This is a genomic window from Indolivaga capnocytophagoides DSM 22835, from assembly GCF_000426485.1.
In the GTDB taxonomy this organism is placed as follows: Bacteria; Bacteroidota; Bacteroidia; order Bacteroidales; family Dysgonomonadaceae; genus Dysgonomonas_A; species Dysgonomonas_A capnocytophagoides.
In genome coordinates, this window is the sequence record NZ_KE384529.1 from 553288 (window position 1) to 572246 (window position 18959).

22 protein-coding genes and 3 tRNA genes are annotated in these 18959 nt (G+C 37.8%); 10 read left to right on the plus strand and 15 right to left on the minus strand.

Going from position 1 to position 18959, the window contains the following annotated elements:
* Window positions 1–150: 150 nt before the first annotated feature.
* Window positions 151–1800 carry a DUF6377 domain-containing protein gene (locus tag K322_RS0115550; RefSeq protein ID WP_260204001.1) on the minus strand — a complete coding sequence of 550 codons (1650 nt, stop codon included), beginning with the start codon at window positions 1798–1800 and terminating at the stop codon, window positions 151–153.
* Window positions 1801–2160: 360 nt separating this feature from the next.
* On the opposite strand from K322_RS0115550, the gene K322_RS0115555 reads away from it, so the two are divergent.
* From K322_RS0115555 to K322_RS0115565, 3 genes are all read left to right on the plus strand, one after another.
* A complete protein-coding gene (locus tag K322_RS0115555; RefSeq protein ID WP_035332252.1) occupies window positions 2161–2865 on the plus strand; it encodes a tetratricopeptide repeat protein in 705 nt (234 codons plus the stop codon).
* Between the two features lie 124 nt (window positions 2866–2989).
* On the plus strand, window positions 2990–3484 hold the full coding sequence (gene ribH / locus K322_RS0115560; RefSeq protein ID WP_026627705.1) for a 6,7-dimethyl-8-ribityllumazine synthase: 495 nt from the start codon (window positions 2990–2992) through the stop codon (window positions 3482–3484).
* 141 nt (window positions 3485–3625) lie between these two features.
* Window positions 3626–4495, plus strand: a complete 870-nt coding sequence (locus K322_RS0115565) for a hypothetical protein (RefSeq protein WP_026627706.1) — start codon at window positions 3626–3628, stop codon at window positions 4493–4495.
* 196 nt (window positions 4496–4691) lie between these two features.
* On the opposite strand, the gene K322_RS0115570 is transcribed toward K322_RS0115565, so the two are convergent.
* Together K322_RS0115570 and K322_RS0115580 are read right to left on the minus strand one after the other, a co-directional pair.
* Window positions 4692–5273: an LOG family protein gene (locus K322_RS0115570; RefSeq protein ID WP_026627707.1), complete on the minus strand. Its 582-nt coding sequence runs from the start codon at window positions 5271–5273 to the stop codon at window positions 4692–4694.
* A 255-nt stretch (window positions 5274–5528) separates the two neighbouring features.
* Window positions 5529–5606 (minus strand) — tRNA-Pro (locus K322_RS0115580).
* A 179-nt stretch (window positions 5607–5785) separates the two neighbouring features.
* On the opposite strand from K322_RS0115580, the gene K322_RS0115585 reads away from it, so the two are divergent.
* The gene (locus K322_RS0115585) at window positions 5786–6241 is read left to right on the plus strand and encodes a surface-adhesin E family protein (RefSeq protein WP_035332255.1); all 456 of its coding nucleotides are present in this window, start codon (window positions 5786–5788) and stop codon (window positions 6239–6241) included.
* Window positions 6242–6557: 316 nt separating this feature from the next.
* Here K322_RS0115585 and K322_RS0115590 read toward each other — a convergent pair whose 3' ends face one another.
* The 4 genes from K322_RS0115590 to K322_RS0115605 all read right to left on the minus strand — a co-directional run bounded on the left by K322_RS0115590 (window position 6558) and on the right by K322_RS0115605 (window position 8797).
* Window positions 6558–7928: an MATE family efflux transporter gene (locus K322_RS0115590; protein ID WP_035332257.1), complete on the minus strand. Its 1371-nt coding sequence runs from the start codon at window positions 7926–7928 to the stop codon at window positions 6558–6560.
* 167 nt (window positions 7929–8095) lie between these two features.
* Window positions 8096–8168, minus strand: a tRNA-Gly gene (locus K322_RS0115595).
* 13 nt (window positions 8169–8181) lie between these two features.
* Window positions 8182–8264: transfer RNA gene (locus tag K322_RS0115600), tRNA-Tyr, on the minus strand.
* Window positions 8265–8608: 344 nt separating this feature from the next.
* The gene (locus K322_RS0115605; protein WP_026627710.1) at window positions 8609–8797 is read right to left on the minus strand and encodes a hypothetical protein; all 189 of its coding nucleotides are present in this window, start codon (window positions 8795–8797) and stop codon (window positions 8609–8611) included.
* 282 nt (window positions 8798–9079) lie between these two features.
* Between K322_RS0115605 and queC the strand changes: the two genes are divergently transcribed.
* The 5 genes from queC to K322_RS0115635 all read left to right on the plus strand — a co-directional run bounded on the left by queC (window position 9080) and on the right by K322_RS0115635 (window position 11996).
* On the plus strand, window positions 9080–9745 hold the full coding sequence (gene queC / locus K322_RS0115610; protein WP_026627711.1) for a 7-cyano-7-deazaguanine synthase QueC: 666 nt from the start codon (window positions 9080–9082) through the stop codon (window positions 9743–9745).
* 155 nt (window positions 9746–9900) lie between these two features.
* Window positions 9901–10626: a hypothetical protein gene (locus K322_RS0115615; protein WP_026627712.1), complete on the plus strand. Its 726-nt coding sequence runs from the start codon at window positions 9901–9903 to the stop codon at window positions 10624–10626.
* 144 nt (window positions 10627–10770) lie between these two features.
* Window positions 10771–11250, plus strand: a complete 480-nt coding sequence (gene queF / locus K322_RS0115620) for a preQ(1) synthase (protein WP_026627713.1) — start codon at window positions 10771–10773, stop codon at window positions 11248–11250.
* 9 nt (window positions 11251–11259) lie between these two features.
* A complete protein-coding gene (locus tag K322_RS0115625; protein WP_026627714.1) occupies window positions 11260–11454 on the plus strand; it encodes a hypothetical protein in 195 nt (64 codons plus the stop codon).
* 77 nt (window positions 11455–11531) lie between these two features.
* A complete protein-coding gene (locus K322_RS0115635) occupies window positions 11532–11996 on the plus strand; it encodes a GNAT family N-acetyltransferase (protein ID WP_026627715.1) in 465 nt (154 codons plus the stop codon).
* A gap of 12 nt (window positions 11997–12008) precedes the next feature.
* On the opposite strand, the gene K322_RS0115640 is transcribed toward K322_RS0115635, so the two are convergent.
* The gene (locus tag K322_RS0115640; protein WP_026627716.1) at window positions 12009–12383 is read right to left on the minus strand and encodes a VOC family protein; all 375 of its coding nucleotides are present in this window, start codon (window positions 12381–12383) and stop codon (window positions 12009–12011) included.
* 114 nt (window positions 12384–12497) lie between these two features.
* On the opposite strand from K322_RS0115640, the gene K322_RS0115645 reads away from it, so the two are divergent.
* A complete protein-coding gene (locus K322_RS0115645; protein WP_026627717.1) occupies window positions 12498–13529 on the plus strand; it encodes a linear amide C-N hydrolase in 1032 nt (343 codons plus the stop codon).
* Window positions 13530–14023: 494 nt separating this feature from the next.
* Here the strand turns inward: K322_RS0115645 and sppA are convergent, their stop codons facing one another.
* The 7 genes from sppA to K322_RS20995 form a co-directional block, all read right to left on the minus strand.
* Window positions 14024–15829, minus strand: coding sequence for a signal peptide peptidase SppA (gene sppA / locus K322_RS0115650; RefSeq protein WP_026627718.1), 1806 nt, complete (start codon window positions 15827–15829; stop codon window positions 14024–14026).
* A gap of 137 nt (window positions 15830–15966) precedes the next feature.
* On the minus strand, window positions 15967–16173 hold the full coding sequence (locus K322_RS0115655) for a helix-turn-helix domain-containing protein (protein WP_026627719.1): 207 nt from the start codon (window positions 16171–16173) through the stop codon (window positions 15967–15969).
* Window positions 16174–16273: 100 nt separating this feature from the next.
* Entirely contained in the window at window positions 16274–16915 is a 642-nt protein-coding gene (locus tag K322_RS0115660; protein ID WP_084158597.1) for a DUF2975 domain-containing protein, read from the minus strand.
* A 79-nt stretch (window positions 16916–16994) separates the two neighbouring features.
* The gene (locus K322_RS0115665) at window positions 16995–17240 is read right to left on the minus strand and encodes a hypothetical protein (RefSeq protein ID WP_026627721.1); all 246 of its coding nucleotides are present in this window, start codon (window positions 17238–17240) and stop codon (window positions 16995–16997) included.
* A gap of 230 nt (window positions 17241–17470) precedes the next feature.
* Window positions 17471–18112: a porin family protein gene (locus K322_RS0115670; protein WP_026627722.1), complete on the minus strand. Its 642-nt coding sequence runs from the start codon at window positions 18110–18112 to the stop codon at window positions 17471–17473.
* Window positions 18113–18260: 148 nt separating this feature from the next.
* Entirely contained in the window at window positions 18261–18728 is a 468-nt protein-coding gene (locus K322_RS0115675) for a collagen-like triple helix repeat-containing protein (protein WP_026627723.1), read from the minus strand.
* 27 nt (window positions 18729–18755) lie between these two features.
* Window positions 18756–18959 (minus strand): hypothetical protein (locus K322_RS20995; protein ID WP_185095091.1); only part of this gene is annotated, 204 nt, incomplete at its 5' end.

Below are 18959 nucleotides of genomic sequence, written 5' to 3' on the forward strand. Positions count from 1 at the left end.
TATTTACATGTAAAAAAACAGAACTAAAAAGTAGTGAATTTAAATAACTTTAAATAAAATGAGAGCATTTAATGATATACATTTAGCACAGATAAGCTCTGGCTGTTTTACTAACCAAAGCAATAAAAAAAAGTTAAAAAAAAGACAGGCTTATCTAATTTTTTGAATAATCCCTATTTTCATAACCTGATTCTCAAATTCGTCTCTCGATACAGCGGCTTTATTCCTTGCCTTGGTGCGGTAGTTATATATTGTACTCAAAGAGTATCTGAGAAATCCGGCAATCTTCACACTATCGGTAATACCAAGACGTATAAGCGCAAAAATACGCAATTCGGTATTCAGCAGTTCTCCCGGTTTAAGCTGCACTTGTTCTTCTTTTATCAGTAAAGAGTTGAAGCCCTCAACAAACCCGGGATAAAGGTTTAAGAAGATATTATCGAACTGTTTGTACAGTTCCTCCAATTCATTATCTACAATGGTGGTAGATTTAAGCATTTTGAAAAGCTCATCGAGCTGGTTATTCGCAGCCTTTTTATTCAATGATTTCCGGTAATCTTCTAGCTTTCCGACATAGGTAGAGCATAAATCAAAGAAATGTGCTATATATTCTTCTTTGATATGATTGGCCTCCGACAACTGCAAATTCACATCATTCAGCTGACTATTGGTATTTGTCATGTCTTCATTCATATCTATAAGCTTGACGTTGGCTCGATACAGTTCCTTTCTTATTCTCGAAACCCGCTTCATTTGCTTATATACATATATAACAGCAACGACCAAACATAAAACCAAAATACTGGTAAAAATCAAAAATCTTTTCAGTTCGCTCTTTTGCTTGTATTCCTTTGCCAAATAAGCTGTATTTATAATCGTAAAGAACTCGGATATTTCGATAGTTCTGAATCTTACATTACAAAAAACAGCATCTTCTATTGCCGATTTTGTAAGTTTATATGCCTGATCGATATTTCCTTCTTCATAATAAGTAGAAGCCAGACTTTGCAACGAAGCATTATCCTTAATAGCATTCCGTATATCACAAATTGCGGACATAGCATAATACTGTTTCTGTAACTCCAGATTATGCTTGTTTTTATAAGCAGTCCCCAACAAATAAGTAACCATCGCATAATTAGGGTCGTCGGGCGATACATCTTTTAGTAAAAGCGTGAGCCTGTTGGTCGCAATCTCTAACTGCCCCTGATATAAAATCTTTTCAGCATATGCTATACGATACTGAAATGAATGCGGATCAAGTATGGTCAATAAAGAATCACGATAAGCCTCATTCTTCTGAAAATAAGTATGCCGGCTGTTACTCTGGGCATAATGCCCGTAAAACTGGCTGTAAGCTTCAAAATAAAGAGGAAGTAATTTTTCGCTTAAAGCCTGTCTGTTTATGGTATTCAGTATCTGCTTAGACTCCAAATAAATTCCGGAAGCCGAATATAACAACGAAAGTTTCAGATTGGTCTCGTCTATCATATCCTTATCGTGCAGAATAGCTGCTATCTCCTGATTCTTTTCCACATAAAAAATCGCAGAATCTATCTTATATTTCTTATATTCTGCCGATAACTTCATATTGATATCGTATTCCTGAGCCTTGAGCAGATTCGGTGTATCCAGCAGTTCTTTAAGTCCGTTTATCTTCTGCTCTTTCTTATCTATATATACTGCCTTATTATTGAGTTCCCTATTTAAAATAGAAAAAACCGAATCAGCCTCATTCTTAGAATACAAGTGTATACTTACAGTACATATAAATAATATGGTAAATATAATTCGAATCATGGTCACAGATTTATATTATGGTTGAGCAACGGTTTAATTTGAACAGAGCAAATATTAAACCGATACTAAATTATACACAAATATATACAATGCAATAAGTATTCGCTGAGTAAAAAAACAAAAGCTTGAAAAACAAGGGAATCCCTTGGTATCATAAAAGGTAAATAAAAGCCTGAATATATAACAATTACCGCCTCTTGTGTCAGGTAAGAATACTCAAAATAAAAAAAGCAGGGAGATTTTTGTTTGAATATCAAGGAAAAGGTTTATTTTTGCGACAGCAATTTTAGGATGAGGGCGTCTGCCCTTTATTTTCGATGAAATTGACACTGATACTAAATTAAAAATATACTATAGAAAATGTCGAGCAGAAAAGAACGCGAGTTGAATGAAGAGAAAGACTGGAACAAAATTGACGAAGCTGTAATATCGTCGGGTAACTTCCTTTTTAAATACCAAAAGCAACTTATAATAGCTGTAGCCGCATTAATAGTCATTATTGGCGGATACTGGGCTTACAAAGTTTTCATCGTTGAGCCTAAAACACAAGATGCGCAAGTAGCATTATTTAAAGGTGAACAATATTTCCAATCAGGAATGGATTCACTTGCTCTTAACGGCGACGGCAACGGATATATCGGATTCATCGGAATCATCAGCGAATACGGTTCTACCAAAACAGGAGATTTGGCGAAAGCTTATGCAGGACTGTCATATGCTCGTTTAGGTCAATACGAACAGGCTTTGAGCTATCTTAAAGATTTCAGCGGCGGTGATGATATGGTTACACCTGCTGTAAAAGGAGCTATCGGCGATTGCCTTGTAAATACAGGTAAAGCAGAAGATGCAATTTCGTATTTCGAAAGTGCAGCTAAAGATGCGGACGATGCTTTACTGAGTCCTATTTTCTACAAAAAAGCAGCTATCGTCTACCGCGATCTTAAAAAATATGACAAGGTTATAGACTTATTTACTAAAATAAAAAATAACTATATGGCATCACCCGAAGCAGCAGAAGCCGATAAATACATTGCAGAAGCTAATATCCTGAAGGGTGGCAACTAAGATATCAAGTCTTTCAAAAAATACAAATCCTAAAGTTTTGTCAGCAATGGCAAAACTTTATTTTTTTGAATAAATCTCTCTATCTTTACAGTCAGAATAATCATTAAAAAACAAATATATAATTATGGCAACAGCATATCATAATTTATCATCATACGACCCGGCAACTGTTCCTTCGGGCGAAGATATGAAAATCGGCATTATTGTAGCCGAATGGAATGACAATATAACTTATGCACTTCGTGACGGAGCTTGCAATACTCTCTTGAAAAATGGAGTTAAGCCCGAAAATATTTTGGTTGACTATGTCCCGGGAAGTTTTGAACTTATATACGGAGCGCAGACTTTTGCCGATGTACACGAATTGGATGCTATTATTGTACTAGGCAGTGTGGTAAGAGGTGATACTCCCCATTTCGATTACGTTTGCGGTGGTGTAACTCAGGAAATAGCACGTCTGAATGTTATGCACTCAATTCCTTTTATCTTCGGCTTGCTTACTACCGATGATATGCAGCAGGCATTGGATCGTGCAGGAGGAAAACATGGAAATAAAGGAGATGAATGTGCGATTGCAGCATTAAAAATGGTAGACTTCAGCAGACGCAATTCTCAATAAAAGATAGACATACGCTAGACTCTAGCCGCATACAAAATTGTAAATTATCTGATTCATAAAGATAGTTTACAATTTTTTTTGTACTTTTCAGATTCTATGTTTTTATACACACACTAACTAATTTATTAAAACCTTACGAAAATGAGAAAACATCACACGGAACACTATTCCCAAGGATACAGCTACCTCAATTTACTGACAATCACGGCTCTATTAATCTCTGCATCTATATTTGCAGGTTGCAGTGATGATGACAACGACAATTGGGAAAAAACAAAACTAGAAGGACGCCCCAGCAAAATAACATCTTCAACGAATGGATCAATTTACTTCTATTATCAATCCGATAAGCTTATCAAGATAAAAGAAGATAAAGGCTCTACTTCTAATTTCAAATACAACGGCAATGAATTAATAGAAGTAACCTACTCTCCTACAGACAAAAATGTAGCAGATGGAAATAGCATTACAACCTTTTCTCGAGAAGGCAACATCATCACCGCAAAAAGCAGTGGAGAACCGAGCTTCTATGCCTATACTCAAGAGATAGAATTAGGGGACAATGGTCTACCTGCAAAAATCTCCGACAAAAGCTTAAAAGAACCCGGCCCCGAGGGTAAAGATCTGATTATGGCAGCTCCCACATATATTTTATATACGTATGATGATTCAGGGAAGAATCTTATTGAAAAAAGGATCTATGATGCCAAAACCAACCAGTTGATGACGACATACAACTATTCGTACGACTCCAAACCGGGAATAATGAGCAAAACAGGATTGCCAGGCTGGTTTTATATCTTTAGGGAAGACTCATATAATCTCAACTTTATGTTTTTGAACTATACCAATAACCTTACTAAGCTATCATTTAAGCACTCAAGTGAGAATATGAATATTACAACTAATTTTGCTTATAAATATACCGATAACGGTTATCCATCATGGCTTTCGAAACACATGGATGGAGATGTGGAAGAAGCATCCTATGATCAGGCAATCGAATATTGATAAAACAGAAAAACGACAACCCTGATGGGTTGTCGTTTTTTATATAAAAAAAGGCACACCAAAACGGCATACCAATACATTCTGAAAAAATAATTAAGGTCACAGATCTATTTATTGACCATCCAAATACAACTACAATAGGTAGTTATTACCTTAAAACAAGACATTAAACACCTACTGTGACTTATATACAGTTTTAACGACTTGTATTTACCACCCACTTTTCGTCTTTCAACGGAACAAATTCTTTCATACGGCGAAGCAAGTCTTCAATATCATCACTAACGATAAGCAAATCGGCATGTTCTTTTTTCAGAAATCCATTCTTACTCATGTCTCCGACAAATTGAACAAGCGAATCATAATAGCCATCAACATTCAATAACCCCAACGGTTTCTTATGAAGCGCCAATTGCGCCCATGTCAGCATTTCGAACAACTCTTCCATCGTACCGAATCCTCCGGGTAAAGTGATAAATCCGTCAGCAAGTTCACTCATCATAGCTTTGCGCTGATGCATTGTATCTACAAGAAATATTTCGGTCAATGACATATGCTGAAGTTCTTTTTCAGCCAGAAAACGAGGTAATACCCCGGTAACAGTTCCACCTACCGACAAAGCGCCATCGGCAACTGCTCCCATCAGACCAACACGCGCACCTCCGTATACCAGATTGAGGTGTTGTTTTGCTATGGCAGCACCCAGTTCATGAGCCTTAATCATAAAATTTTTGTCTGAGCCTTCGCTCGATCCACAATATACTGCAATACTTTTCATTCTTTATTTCATTTTTAAGATATCCAAAGATACTCTTTTTTGTTTTCGATACAGTTACGGTTTAATGACGAAATAATGAATAAAAATCACAAAACAAGCAACACAAGTAAGGCCAGTACAATTATACCGAATACAACAGCTATTATTCCAAATACTGATTTAGGAGCATCATTTAGTTTCATAAATCGTTTTATTAGTTTTTATCAAAGGGTATAAAAAAAAGCACTTACATTGCTGCAAGTGCTTTCTGCTCAATGGTCGGGATGACAAGATTCGAACTTGCGACCACACGCCCCCCAGACGTGTACTCTAACCGGGCTGAGCTACATCCCGAAATCGGATGCGAAAATAATATAATATTATAATAAATCCAAGTTTTCGGCTAGCTTAGTCTTAATTTTATTTCACTATTCAAGACATATAAAATCGAATTAAATGCTAACTTTAGGTTTAGAATTCTGTATAAGAAAGAATTATATTAAGTAAGTTCGAAAACTTAAAAACATATCGATATGAAATATTTATCTGTTTTGCTATTTTTCATAATGGCTTCGTCTTCATTAGTGGCTCAAAATGTCTGGAAAAATCTGGCAGTAACCGAAAACACGGAAATATATATCGACTCAGCAAGTGTGCTCTCGAATGAAGGGCAAATATCAGCCCGTGTTAAAACTGCTTACACGACAGAAAGTTCTCGTCAGGCATATATCAATAAAATAAAAAACATCTACAAAAAAGATGCTGATAAGAAAATAAAAAAATGGGAAGGATTCAGCTATAACATTACTTACGGAATATACGATTGCTCTAATAAGCGATTCAAAGTACTGGAAGTCGAAGATTTTACGTCCGGAGATAAAAGGATCGTAAAAACAAAAACAAACGAAAAGAAAGTCCAATGGATATTTGTCGATACTGATACAGTGGGCGATTATATCCTATATTATATCTGCGACGGACAATACTAAGGTCACAGACCTGTTGTTGACACTGTAAGCATGGCAGCAACAACTAGTTCTTGATTCAAAATACATCATTAAGTACTTATGTCTACTTAAAAGAACAAATCCTCATATATAGAATAGAAGGACTACTGGTTAATTCCTCTTTTTTTCAGTAAAAACCTTTGTGTTAAATTATATTTCAATAATTTTGTATTTAATAAAATATTGCTCCAAGCAATTTTAAAGGGCTATTGATAATACAATGGCAGGTATTTGAACGACAACAAAAAACAACCTATCAATTGATAGGTTGTTTATATTATCCTTAATTCTTTTCTACCTATCGCTTTTGCTTACGCAGTTCTTTCCTATATAAGACAGTAAACCATATAGGTAAAATTATCCCTTTACACATCGAGGAAATAGTGATAGCCCACCAAACTCCGATTATACCCATTTGCGATGCCAAAATATAAGCCAAAGGAATCCGAAGAGCATTAAACACAATACTGATTACAGCTGGCTCTACAGTACGTCCTATACCGTTAAACATACCTTGAGTCGTAAGCTCAAACATCATAAATATCTGAACCATACCCATCACCAGCAGATACTGAGCTCCGGCTTTCATAGCATCTTCCTGAGGCACAATAAGCCCGAAAATCTGACCGCCGAACAATATAAACATAATACTTACCACGACACCCAAAGAGATCATTATCCTCAATGCGTAAATGTAGGCTTTACGTCCCCGTTCGATATGTCCTGCTGCATAATTCTGAGCCATAAAGGCACTCAATGCTGTCGAAAAGCCCTGCGAAGTATTCCATGTTACTCCTTCTATCTGACCACCTGTAGTCTGAGTCATCAACCCTATATGACCTCCATATATAGAAGCGGCACGAGCCAGATTCATATTAATAACCGCATACAGCGAATTCATTATCGATACAGGAGTACCCAGATAAAAAACTCGTTTCAGAAACAGTTTACGGGGTTTTATCAAAAATCTGAAATATCCCAAGATCGGATTTGCATATCTGATCTGATAATAAAACAGCCCGAATACAAACAGTTGGGATATGGCTGTACCAATAGCCGCACCATGCAAACCCAAACCACACGTAAACATGAGAATAGGATCGAGAATCATATTCAGCACCAAGCCAAAAGCATTGTTCCGAAACGGAACAAAACTACGTCCTGCCCCATTATAAATTCCGGAGAAATTATACGATAAAAACTGAAATGGAAGACAAATTGTCAATATCCGCAAATAAAGTGCGGCATCGGCAGTAATCTCCGGATCAAGTTTAAAGAAAGACAATATGGGCTCAGCAAAAAACAAAAGCAAAGATACCCATACCACCGCTATAGAAATAGAGACAGTTGTTGTGTGTGAAGCATAAGCTTTAGCCAAACGTATCTTCTTTGCTCCGATCGACTGCCCGACGGCAACTTCCGCCCCGATCATCGCTAAATAGGCTATAGAAGCAGTAAGCCATAATAGCATACCGATAGATCCGATAGCCGCTTCGGCACGGGTCGCGACCTCAGAATGTCCATCAGAGCCCAAACGCCCTACCCACGACATCGCCATCAGCGTATATGCCATCTGCAGAAAACTTGTTCCCATCAGCGGCAAGGCCAAACGCAATAAACCCGACAGAATTTTACCTTCCGTTAAGTTATTAATACCTTGTTTACCCATAATTTAATTATATCAGTTCACACAACAGACAATAACCCTTTGTAATTCAAATATCTTACAGAACATCCGATATTACGATCACTTATGATCCAAATACGTCCATCCATCCCTATTACATTACAAAAAAGAAAAGCGATCACTGTAAAGTGGTCGCTTTTCTGATTGAGAGCGGAAGACGGGGTTCAAACCCGCGACCCTCAGCTTGGAAGGCTGATGCTCTATCAACTGAGCTACTTCCGCAACTTAAAATGTGTGGGCAGTGATGGATTCGAACCACCGAAGACGTAAGTCAGCTGAGTTACAGTCAGCCCCATTTGGCCACTCTGGTAACTGCCCAATGCTTAATTGCGATGCAAAGATAGTAGATATTTTTTTACATCCAAACACATCAAAGCCTTTTCGTCTCGAAATTTCACACAGCTTAAGTTATAAACCTGTTTACTAAGGTTTTTTCTCGAAATATTTTTTTCACAAAAAAGAGCATCTCGAAAATGACAAAAAAATAGTCTACCCTTTACAAGGCAAACTATAATTCCATATTTTATACATATATGGATAACAACCTAAAATAAACAACCCATAAACAATCTTATACCAAACACTTCCTTTAATTTTCTAATACAAAGAAACTATAAGATTGTTACATATAAGCTACGAAACAAATAAGAATAATGTAATATCTATAAAGATTCAGACTCCCTGAACAAACACTCTATCCGTGCATCTATTGCATCGGCTATACGTTGAGACTCCTTCCGAAATTCATCTTCGGTCATTCTTTCCATTGCATTAATCAATTCTTCCGACTGCATTCTCAGATCGATGATTTCTCTGTCTGAGTTTATTTTATCCTGAAACTTACGGCTCATAAGAAAAGCATTTAAGGTCGCAGACCTATTTATTAATTTGCAAGCATAACAGCAACAATAAGTATTATCGCCTGAGAACAAGTCATTACATGTTTTCTGTTAGTTATACAGTAAATTTGTATATTAAATAACAAGAATTATGCAGATAATTCCATCAGCAAAAATACATAAATATTCAGCATTCCTCTTTAATTCTATTTCTAATAATTACCTTTGCCCCCGAAAAGGGAAACGAACCCTTTCCGTGTAACTTCGATTAACCACGTAAAAAACAGAGATAAAATGAACTCTAAAGAACCAGCTTTAGTCCTATTTTCAGGTGGTCAGGACTCCACCACATGCCTTTTCTGGGCACTTAAACACTTTTCATCAGTTCGCACATTGTGCTTTACTTACGGACAACGTCACTCCAAAGAAGTAGAAATAGCCGAAGGAATAGCAAGCCGTGCAGGTGTTCCATTTCAAAAACTGGATGCATCTATCATCAGTCAATTATCGAGCAATTCGCTCACCGACAGCAATGTAGTCATGGATAAAGAAAAACCGGCAGATGCTTACCCAAACACTTTTGTACCGGGTCGTAACCTGTTGTTTCTTACATTTGCGGCAGTTATAGCCCGAAGCCATGGCATCCGACACATTGTCACAGGTGTATCCGAAGCCGATTACAGTGGATATCCCGATTGCCGCGACACATTTATATTGTCAGCCAACGCATCCATCAATCTGGCAATGGACGAACACTTCCAGATACACACTCCGCTGATGTGGAGAGACAAAACAGCAGTATGGCAGCTAGCCGACGAACTGGGAGCATTTGACCTAATCCGCAACGAAACCCTCACCTGTTACAACGGAATCCCCGCTGATGGCTGCGGAGAATGCCCTTCGTGCAAACTTCGCAAACACGGATTAGACGAATATCTAAAAATAAGGGAAGGCAAATAAAAGGTCTGAGACCTCGAAAATCCGAATACAAGAAAAAAATATTATCTTGCAACCTGTTTTTTTAAGGTCTCAAGCCTGATTTCATTGGCGAGACAAGTACATACACCACAGAAGGTATAGCTGAAGTACTATCTGTTGCTTACTCTAAACATTATATGCAGAACCGTTTTATACTCATTTTAGGATTATTGTCTTTTATCTTAACGGCCAAAGCCCAATCGATTACTGAAGCTGAAGTATTCGAAAAGCTGAAACAAAAATATTCCCCCGAAGCATATGACAATGCCTTGAAAGAATATCAATCGGCGAATGACACCGTAAAGATCATTATGCTCAGGGTCTATTCTATGCCTATGAGCAGCAGGAAAGAAGCTATCGATAATTACGAAACTCATATACAGGATATCAATAATTTGCAGAATGAGTTTGCAAAGGCAGTTCCTAAAGGATACACTGTATCATTGAGTATCGAATTAGACAACGATCCCTTACGCTCGATATTGGGAATAGACCTCATGATATCTAAAAAGGGTAAAGACGGAAAACCTGAACTGATAGACGGAGAATTCGATATGGAATACGGTTCGGAACGTCTCGATCAATTACTTAGAATATTAAAGTGGGATGCAATGACATTCAGCAATTTCCGCAACATGATGCAGATGGCGAACTGCTGTTCGATCGAAAACGGGAATCCCGTTGAAATAGGATTCACCCGCAGCGGTTTAGGTAAATATTCTTACTTGATTTTCCCTACCGAAATGCTCACAGTCCCACAGATTAAAGAGTATAACGATGGATGCCAATATAAGTATTACAAGAAAAATATAGTATTGAAATACGAAGGAGGAATGGCAGGCCCTCAATGCTTTACTGACTAAGCCAGCCGAAGGACGTATACATACAAAAGAAAAAAAAGGTCACAGACCTAGTTATTACTTTGGTAAGTATAAAAATTTGAGCTTACTATAACTTGAGAATGTATCATTAAATACTTTCTATTACTTAATACACCAAAAGAAACAATGAGTACAAATCACATAGAAGGACTGAGCCATTTAGGCGGAAAAACCGAATACAAAGACGATTATGCACCTGAGGTACTGGAGGCATTCGATAATAAGCATCCCGGAAACGACTACTGGGTAGCTTTCAATTGTCCCGAATTTACAAGCCTCTGCCCTATTACCGGTCAACCCGACTTTGCTACCATACATATCAACTATCTGCCGGACATAAAGATGGTAGAAAGTAAAGCGTTAAAGTTATATCTGTTCAGTTTCCGTAATCATGGGGCATTTCATGAAGATTGTGTGAATATCATAATGAAAGATCTTATAAAACTAATGGATCCGAGATACATTGAAGTGATCGGAGTATTTACCCCCCGTGGAGGCATCAGTATTTATCCGTATTGTAATTACGGACGCCCGGGTACAGAATACGAGCAGATGGCTAAAACACGACTGCTGAACCGCAACCCTCAACAAGGATATAAAGGTTAATCAGAGAATATGATTTTACTGATAAGCGCAAATATATTTAAAACAATCTTCGTTATCAATCTTATCGCATTGATAACGGGAGTTGTTTTAGCCCGTTCGGGCTATATCAAAACTGCCCGAGTACTTTCTTACATATCATTTGCAGGAATATTTATCTGCATCATATACATGATTGTAATAATGACTCCGTTTTTCAGGTTATAGACAGGACTTTCTTCTGCTTTTCCTCAAGCCATGATCCTGTAATCAAGATACTTCCCCTATCAACAAAGACAAACGACATGGAACAAATCGAAATAAAACTATACAAAGCTGAGTATAAAGAAGATTTCATCAGGTTAAATACCGAATGGATAACCACCTTCTTCCGTCTCGAAGATTCAGACATATATACACTAAACCATGTAGAGGAATATATCATCGACCAAGGAGGACAAGTATTCTTCGCTCTCGTAGACGGTCAGGTAAAAGGATGCTGTTCACTCATTCATCATCCGGAAAAAGATACATACGAACTGGCAAAAATGGCGGTATCACCCTCGGCTCAAGGCTTGGGACTAGGACGAAAACTTGGCGAAACCATTATAGAATACGCAAAATCAAAAGGCATAAAACAAATTTTTCTTGAAGGCAATACACAACTCGAAGCTTCCATCATTCTATACCGAAAATTAGGATTTGAAGAAGTGTCAATCTCACATGCTGCTTACGACAGATGCAATATAATGATGAAGTTAAAACTCTAAAATAACTCATTCCTATTCATCAGTATCAATACAGAAAGGATGTCCTGCCGGATCAAATAGAGTTCTCGATGTTTTATAATATTGAGTGTCTGCAATTCGCGCTCCGCATTGTACGGCATATAACACAGCTTCCTCCAGATCATCCACACACAAATCGAAGTGAAGCATCTGTGCCTGTCTATCTCCCTCCCAAGGCCACACAGGAGGCTCATACCCTTCCACTTCCTGAAAAGCCAGTACCGCCCCCGAAGGAGATGTAAGTGCCGCCCATCCATTAGCATGAGGATGCGTCTTTTCCCACCCTAACAGCCGGTTATAAAAATCAGCCATCACTCCTGCATCTTCACAATCAATCACCAAATTAATCCGCTTAACTGATAAACTCATTCTCTATTTATTAAAAGTTGCATTCAGATAAAAAGCAAATTTAGAAAAATAACACATCAATAAGCAAACATTTCCTCTTCTATCTTGTTAGAATAAAAATACTCATCTATGATTATGAAAAAGACATTTTTACTACTAGCTATTTTAGGGATAGGCTATTTCACAACCAATGCATGTACACGCGTAGTTTATAAGGGAGAAGACAATTTGATCCTCACAGCCCGCTCAATGGACTGGAAAGAAGACATCAAAAGTAATATATGGGTATTCCCCAGAGGAATGGACAGGGATGGAGCCGTCGGTCCTAACTCTTTGAAATGGAAATCGAAATACGGAAGTGTCATCACTTCGGCATATGATATTTCAAGCACAGACGGCATCAACGAAAAAGGATTGGTCGCTAATCTCTTATGGCTTGCGGAGTCGGAATATCCAACATGGAATCAAAAAACACCGGGGCTCACCATCGCAGCATGGGTTCAATATGTTTTGGACAGCTTCGCCACTGTAGATGAAGCTGTAAAGGCTCTCGAAAAGCAAACATTCGAAATCGTATCTGATAAAATGCCCGACGGATCACGTATGGCAACACTCCATCTTTCGATATCTGATGCATTGGGAGACAATGCCATTTTTGAATATATCGGAGGAAAGCTCGTTATTCATCACGACAAATCGTATCAGGTAATGACCAACTCTCCTATATTCGATAAGCAGCTAGCCCTCAACGAATACTGGAAAGAAATAGGAGGAACCGTTATGCTTCCGGGAACAAACAGGGCTGCCGACCGTTTTGTAAGAGCTTCATTTTACACAAACGCCATTCCTAAAACATCCGATACAAGAATAGGTGTAGCGAGTGTATTCAGTGTTATCCGAAATTGTTCTGTACCTTTCGGGATCAGCACACCCGATCAGCCAAATATATCTTCCACCCGATGGAGAACAGTATCGGATCATAAAAATCTGGTCTATTTTTATGAATCGGTTCTTACACCAAACACATTCTGGCTGGAACTGAAAGACATTGATTTCTCGGAAAATGCATCGGTAAAAAAACTAAATCTGGAAAATAACGAAACATACAAAGGCAATGCCGCCTCATCGTTGGTAAATGCAACGCCGTTTGTTTTCGCTGGAATTTAAGCATATATACTTGTCTGGAATATTTGATGTAACATATACCTCCTGTATTCCAAACATAAGATAACTCAAACAGTGGTAAACAGGCTCCATTCCAATGTTAATAAGTGGAATGTTGATAAACGTGTTAACAAGTTGTCAAAAACTTGTCAATAATTCTTTACACCCTGTTGATAAAACCCCAATCAGTTGTGAATTGATTGTGAATGACAATCTTTCAAAGTACTGATAAAGGATCGTTTACCATTATAAGCAAAGAACCTGTGCCTATAATCGTTTTTGTTGTTAATAACCTAAATATTGGCTGTTAATAACAGTATTTTTATTGTCAATAACCTTGTTAATAACTTCGGATATCGATAACAAAAGAAAAAAAAGACAGAGCCGACCTGATCAGGTCGGCTCTGCTTAGTAAAGTCTATTAAGAAAGAGTAAATATAGATCTTTCGACCTTTTTATCAACTTGTTAAGTAAAATATAAGTTTCCTGTCAGCTTATCAATAAACTACTCGCTCACCCATCATCGCAGCTTGTATATCAAATGTTTGAAGACGACGCTTAATTGCGCTCTCGGTATAACTATCGGCTCCCATAAAGAATTTGACAACTTTAACCTCAGAACTGCCTAACGATTCTTCTAACAATTGGGTAAATGCATCTTTTTTAACCGGATATTTAGCGGTACCATAATCGGCCAGCTTTGCTTCCTGTGCTGCCAGTGCAATAGCTGTATTCAGGTCGCCGATTTTATCAACCAGCCCTAGTTTTACAGCCTGCGAACCCGTCCAAACACGCCCCTGCCCTATCGAATCTATCTGAGCCTGAGTTTTGCCACGTCCATCAGCACAACGTTCAGTAAACAAATCATAGCCTTTCTCTATGTATTTCTGAAGCATACGAGCCTCTTCGTCATTAAAACCTCTAGAAGATGCGGTCAGCAAAAACGGTATAGAATAAGGAGTACCTCCAAACGAGCTGTGCTTGTTTGTATTAACCTCATCAAAAGACAACCCGATTTTCTTGGCAAGCTCCTCTCCGTCGGGAATTATCCCGAAAATACCAATTGATCCGGTCAGAGTTGTCGGCTCAGCCACGATAGACGTAGCTGCACATGATATATAATACCCTCCCGAAGCGGCATAATCGCCCATCGAAACGACAATCGGTTTTTTAGCTTTTAGTTCTTTTACTGCATTCCATATCTGTTCCGAAGCATAAGCACTCCCTCCGGGTGAATTTACACGAAACACAACCGCTTTAACTTTATCGTTGTCACGTAATTTATTCAATTCATCTACATATTCTTTTGCTGTTATGTTATTACTACCTCCAAAGAGACTGTTCTGAGCATCGTCTACTATCGTGCCTTCGGCATACAATACAGCAATCTCATTGTCCTTGCTATGTTTTTCTTTCGATTTTACAGTTACAAAATCACTGATAGATGCCAACCGCAGATCTTCATCTTCATCAATACCAACCAATGTCTTCAAGTACTTATTTACCGAAGGAGTATACAGCAAAGTATCTACCATATGATAAGCAACGAGCGAATCGGCTTCGGTTAACATCAAATACTGATCAGCATATTGATTCAGTTTTTCGACCGAGATCTTACGACTGTCCGAAATACCTTTCAACCAGTGCGACCATATATCGTTGAGATAAGAAGTACGCTGCAAACGGTTGGCATCACTCATCTTTTCCTGAATAAGAGGCTCTACTGCCGATTTGAATGTTCCGACTTTAAACACCTGCATCTTTATCCCCAGCTTATCCGTCATATTTTTCGTGAAGATCAGATTCGAGCTTAAACCATGAAAATCAACACCTCCCTTCGGGTTCAAAATAACCTTATCGGCAGCCGAAGCCAGGTAATAGGTGTTCTGCATATAAAAATCGCCGTATGCAACCACAAACTTACCGGTCTTTCTAAAATCAAGAAGAGCCTGACGGATGGGTTCCGCATTTGCTATACCTGCATCAAAATTACCGGCTTTCAAATATATACCTTTTACTTCATCGTTGTCCGCAGCCTTATTTATAGACTCCAGAATATCGTCAAGACCAAGACTTTCGGACTCTCCCAATATTTTTGCGAAAGGATTCGAAGCAGACCTTTCATTCAGGACGCCATCAAGATCGAGTACTAAAACCGTTTTGTCTTTCAACACATATTCGGGAGACGAACTCAATGCTACAATAATTCCGACAAAAATCAATATCGAAAAAAACGAAAGCACTATAGACCCGATTATTACCCCTAGTGTAGAAGCAAACAGCATTTTGAAAAAGTTTTTCATAAGCAGTGTATAAATAAGTTATAGAAATTTCAAGGCCTCAGACCTTTTTATTTATTTTGTAAACATAAGTGTAACGAACCGTTATCCTTTTAAAATGAACATCAAAGACTTTCTGTTGCTTAATCACAAGCCTTCCTCTATTCTTCAACATACTCCAGAATATCTCCGGGTTGGCAATCCAACTCTTTACAGATAGCCTCCAGAGTAGAAAAACGGATTGCTTTAGCTTTTCCCGTTTTCAAAATCGAAAGGTTTGCCGGAGTAATGTCTATTTTTTCGGAAAGTTCATTCAATGAAATTTTCCGTTTAGCCATCATTACATCCAGATTTACTACAATTGACATATTTCTGTTCTTTTAAGTAACTATAAACTTGCAACAAGCATCTTTCTACACATCTATCGCTATTCCGGCACTTCCCAAAATAACAAAAGGGGATAAAACCTTAGATGGTTAAATCCTGTTCTTCTTTCATCTTCAGAGTCATATGAAGTATCTCAGCCAGTAGCAACGTCACAATACCCAGAATAAGCGTTCCGAAACCCGAAAAGTCTATGAAAAAATTATAGTTTTCGAAATGTACCAGATATTCGGCTTTTAATGTATCAATAGTATTCGCGAGGATATCAGCTATATAAAAAAGGATCAGGATAATACCGATCTTACGTATCCGCTTGATCACTTTAAGGTCAATAAGATTACCTTTCGAAGCAGCTCTGATAACTCTGAAAAACAAAAAAGGCAGCCAGATAGTACATCCTAAAAGAATAAACGCCGAACATAATACGACATAATACCCGATAACTATACTCTTAGGCAGCTCCACGGGATTCAAGACCATCAATTTGGCATTATTCATCTCAATCAAAACGTCCTGCCGTCCGGAGATATCAGAAGCTTTATCAGGAAAAGAATACGTTCCGTTTTTAGGCATTAAGTTCACATGGAGTATCTCACGGGGAACACCTCTCACACCCTCTCTGAATCCGGCTTTAAAACTGGCTATTTGCGTAAAAATAGTATACATCACCACAAATACATATATGATGGCAAGTATAAAACAATAAGTTCGTATTTTTTTATTCATCTTTCCGATAACGTTAGATCTGATACAACAATTAAACATCGTCAATCCAAAGGAGTTGCACGATCAGCTGGATAAAATATTACACCTGTTCGAGTTTAGCTTTATCCGCCGTTTGCCCACGGCGCAGCATAACTTTACAGAATACATAAACAATATTGAGATAAACAACTCCCAACATCACATATGCCCATAAATTGGCAATCTGCAATGCTCCCAGTTCGGAAACAACAGCCAATGCTGCAGTTTCTATCTTCTGATAGTTTTCAAATAAAAAAGCAGATACATAAACTATTACAATAGCATAAAGAGCAGTAAATATATTCATATCACATCTATTTGTTATATTCAATACAATGACAAAAGAATAAATATTTTTTGTATTTCACAAATTATTTATCGAAAAACAATAAATATTTATTGAAAAAACCAAAAATAAATTACAATCATCCAGATAGTATATATAAACAAACAGCATCAATTTGCACAAATAATAATAAAAAAGAGCCGCAACAGGTTGTCCCATTGCGGCTGGCTAGTTATATCTTTAAACAACTATTAAAACCTGTATCCAACAGTAAGAGAAGCACTTCTGTTACGGTAACTAGCTTGTCCTCGGCTTATATCAGCAAGTCCCAATTCATATTTAAGACCTACGAATATTTGACTAAACTCAGCTCCGACTCCGCCTCCCAAGCCAAAATCAAATCTCTTAAGACCATCATCACCAAAAGTATCTTCCTTCAAGGTTCCGGTATAAACAGCATCTCCTCCAATGGTAGGATTCTTCCACTTTGTTTTACCTCCAATACCATAAGCCATGTACGGTCCTGCATTGAATACAATCTTCATATCGGGCGTTACTTCCAACTTATAAGCCGCGTAAATAGGCAATTGAAGATACATTTGATTGAAAGTCACAGATTCATCATGAGACGAAACTTTCTCTTCATATTTAGAGCCCTTTGTTGTGAATGATAAACCCGATTGCAAAAAGAAATCAGGAGCAAATTCATATTCAGCAACCACTCCAATCTGAAAACCTACTTTTGCTTTTTTATCAACTCCGCTATCATCTAATGATGAATTGGATAGGTTCACCCCTGCATCGATTCCAAATTTGACAGGAGATTGAGCAAATAATGATGTTGAACTGAATGCAATTAGTGCAACAAGTGTTAGTTTGTAAATTCTTTTCATAAGTAAAGTTTTTTTAGTGTATATAAATGCATGTGCAATGTAGAAAATTTTATGATTAAACAAACTTTTTGACATCAGTATTTTATGGCTGATTCATTTTAATTTATCAAGAAGAATATCTAATCGGATTTTTTTATAAATCTTTTCTTTACCACATAAATATAACATGAACGATTTCCTGTTCCGGCTTTATCTGTGTATTAAAATCGGAGTAAGTAAGATAAAATGTGATCTCTTTTACCTGAAAATCAAAATCATACGTTTGAGTCCAAAGAAATTCACCCTGACTATCAACACCTCCACGATGTGAAACATAAGGCAAGCTATTTTTTACTCCGGGCTCAGTTTCGATATAAGCCAGCACAGTTCCACTTTCATATATAAACTTAGTAAGTTCAGAAATGGGAATACTAGCATAATAAAACGAGTTAAGCTCTCCTTGTTTACCTGAAAGCTTCCAATCAGAGGCTTTAATAGTATATGAGCGGGTAAACCAACTTGTGCCATTTTCGCCGGGCTCGCCCTGAGGACCTTCTGGCCCCATTGGACCTGTCGGACCTTCACATGATGTAACCAAAAACAGGACAGTAATAATTGATAGTAACAATTTTTTCATGATCTTAATATTTTAGTTAGTAATATATTATCGTCTTATACGTCCACTTGACTGTCTATCTGAACTTCCGCTGCTCTGAGTACTCTGGCGTTCTCGAGTACTTCTTTCTTCTGCTTGACGACGTTCTCGAACCTGTGTTTCCTGACGTTCTCGTTCCCGACGTTCTTCTGCTTGGCGGCGTTCACGTTCCTGTGTCTCCTGACGCTCTCGTTCCCGACGTTCTTCTGCTTG

What these genes read in the sequence shown, in the direction of transcription:
- K322_RS0115550 (WP_260204001.1), bottom strand. Translation starts at nt 1,800, where the DNA reads ATGATTCGAATTATATTTACCATATTATTTATATGTACTGTAAGTATA.
- K322_RS0115555 (WP_035332252.1), top strand. Translation starts at nt 2,161, where the DNA reads ATGTCGAGCAGAAAAGAACGCGAGTTGAATGAAGAGAAAGACTGGAAC.
- ribH (WP_026627705.1), top strand. Translation starts at nt 2,990, where the DNA reads ATGGCAACAGCATATCATAATTTATCATCATACGACCCGGCAACTGTT.
- K322_RS0115565 (WP_026627706.1), top strand. Translation starts at nt 3,626, where the DNA reads ATGAGAAAACATCACACGGAACACTATTCCCAAGGATACAGCTACCTC.
- K322_RS0115570 (WP_026627707.1), bottom strand. Translation starts at nt 5,273, where the DNA reads ATGAAAAGTATTGCAGTATATTGTGGATCGAGCGAAGGCTCAGACAAA.
- K322_RS0115585 (WP_035332255.1), top strand. Translation starts at nt 5,786, where the DNA reads ATGAAATATTTATCTGTTTTGCTATTTTTCATAATGGCTTCGTCTTCA.
- K322_RS0115590 (WP_035332257.1), bottom strand. Translation starts at nt 7,928, where the DNA reads ATGGGTAAACAAGGTATTAATAACTTAACGGAAGGTAAAATTCTGTCG.
- K322_RS0115605 (WP_026627710.1), bottom strand. Translation starts at nt 8,797, where the DNA reads ATGAGCCGTAAGTTTCAGGATAAAATAAACTCAGACAGAGAAATCATC.
- queC (WP_026627711.1), top strand. Translation starts at nt 9,080, where the DNA reads ATGAACTCTAAAGAACCAGCTTTAGTCCTATTTTCAGGTGGTCAGGAC.
- K322_RS0115615 (WP_026627712.1), top strand. Translation starts at nt 9,901, where the DNA reads ATGCAGAACCGTTTTATACTCATTTTAGGATTATTGTCTTTTATCTTA.
- queF (WP_026627713.1), top strand. Translation starts at nt 10,771, where the DNA reads ATGAGTACAAATCACATAGAAGGACTGAGCCATTTAGGCGGAAAAACC.
- K322_RS0115625 (WP_026627714.1), top strand. Translation starts at nt 11,260, where the DNA reads ATGATTTTACTGATAAGCGCAAATATATTTAAAACAATCTTCGTTATC.
- K322_RS0115635 (WP_026627715.1), top strand. Translation starts at nt 11,532, where the DNA reads ATGGAACAAATCGAAATAAAACTATACAAAGCTGAGTATAAAGAAGAT.
- K322_RS0115640 (WP_026627716.1), bottom strand. Translation starts at nt 12,383, where the DNA reads ATGAGTTTATCAGTTAAGCGGATTAATTTGGTGATTGATTGTGAAGAT.
- K322_RS0115645 (WP_026627717.1), top strand. Translation starts at nt 12,498, where the DNA reads ATGAAAAAGACATTTTTACTACTAGCTATTTTAGGGATAGGCTATTTC.
- sppA (WP_026627718.1), bottom strand. Translation starts at nt 15,829, where the DNA reads ATGAAAAACTTTTTCAAAATGCTGTTTGCTTCTACACTAGGGGTAATA.
- K322_RS0115655 (WP_026627719.1), bottom strand. Translation starts at nt 16,173, where the DNA reads ATGTCAATTGTAGTAAATCTGGATGTAATGATGGCTAAACGGAAAATT.
- K322_RS0115660 (WP_084158597.1), bottom strand. Translation starts at nt 16,915, where the DNA reads ATGAATAAAAAAATACGAACTTATTGTTTTATACTTGCCATCATATAT.
- K322_RS0115665 (WP_026627721.1), bottom strand. Translation starts at nt 17,240, where the DNA reads ATGAATATATTTACTGCTCTTTATGCTATTGTAATAGTTTATGTATCT.
- K322_RS0115670 (WP_026627722.1), bottom strand. Translation starts at nt 18,112, where the DNA reads ATGAAAAGAATTTACAAACTAACACTTGTTGCACTAATTGCATTCAGT.
- K322_RS0115675 (WP_026627723.1), bottom strand. Translation starts at nt 18,728, where the DNA reads ATGAAAAAATTGTTACTATCAATTATTACTGTCCTGTTTTTGGTTACA.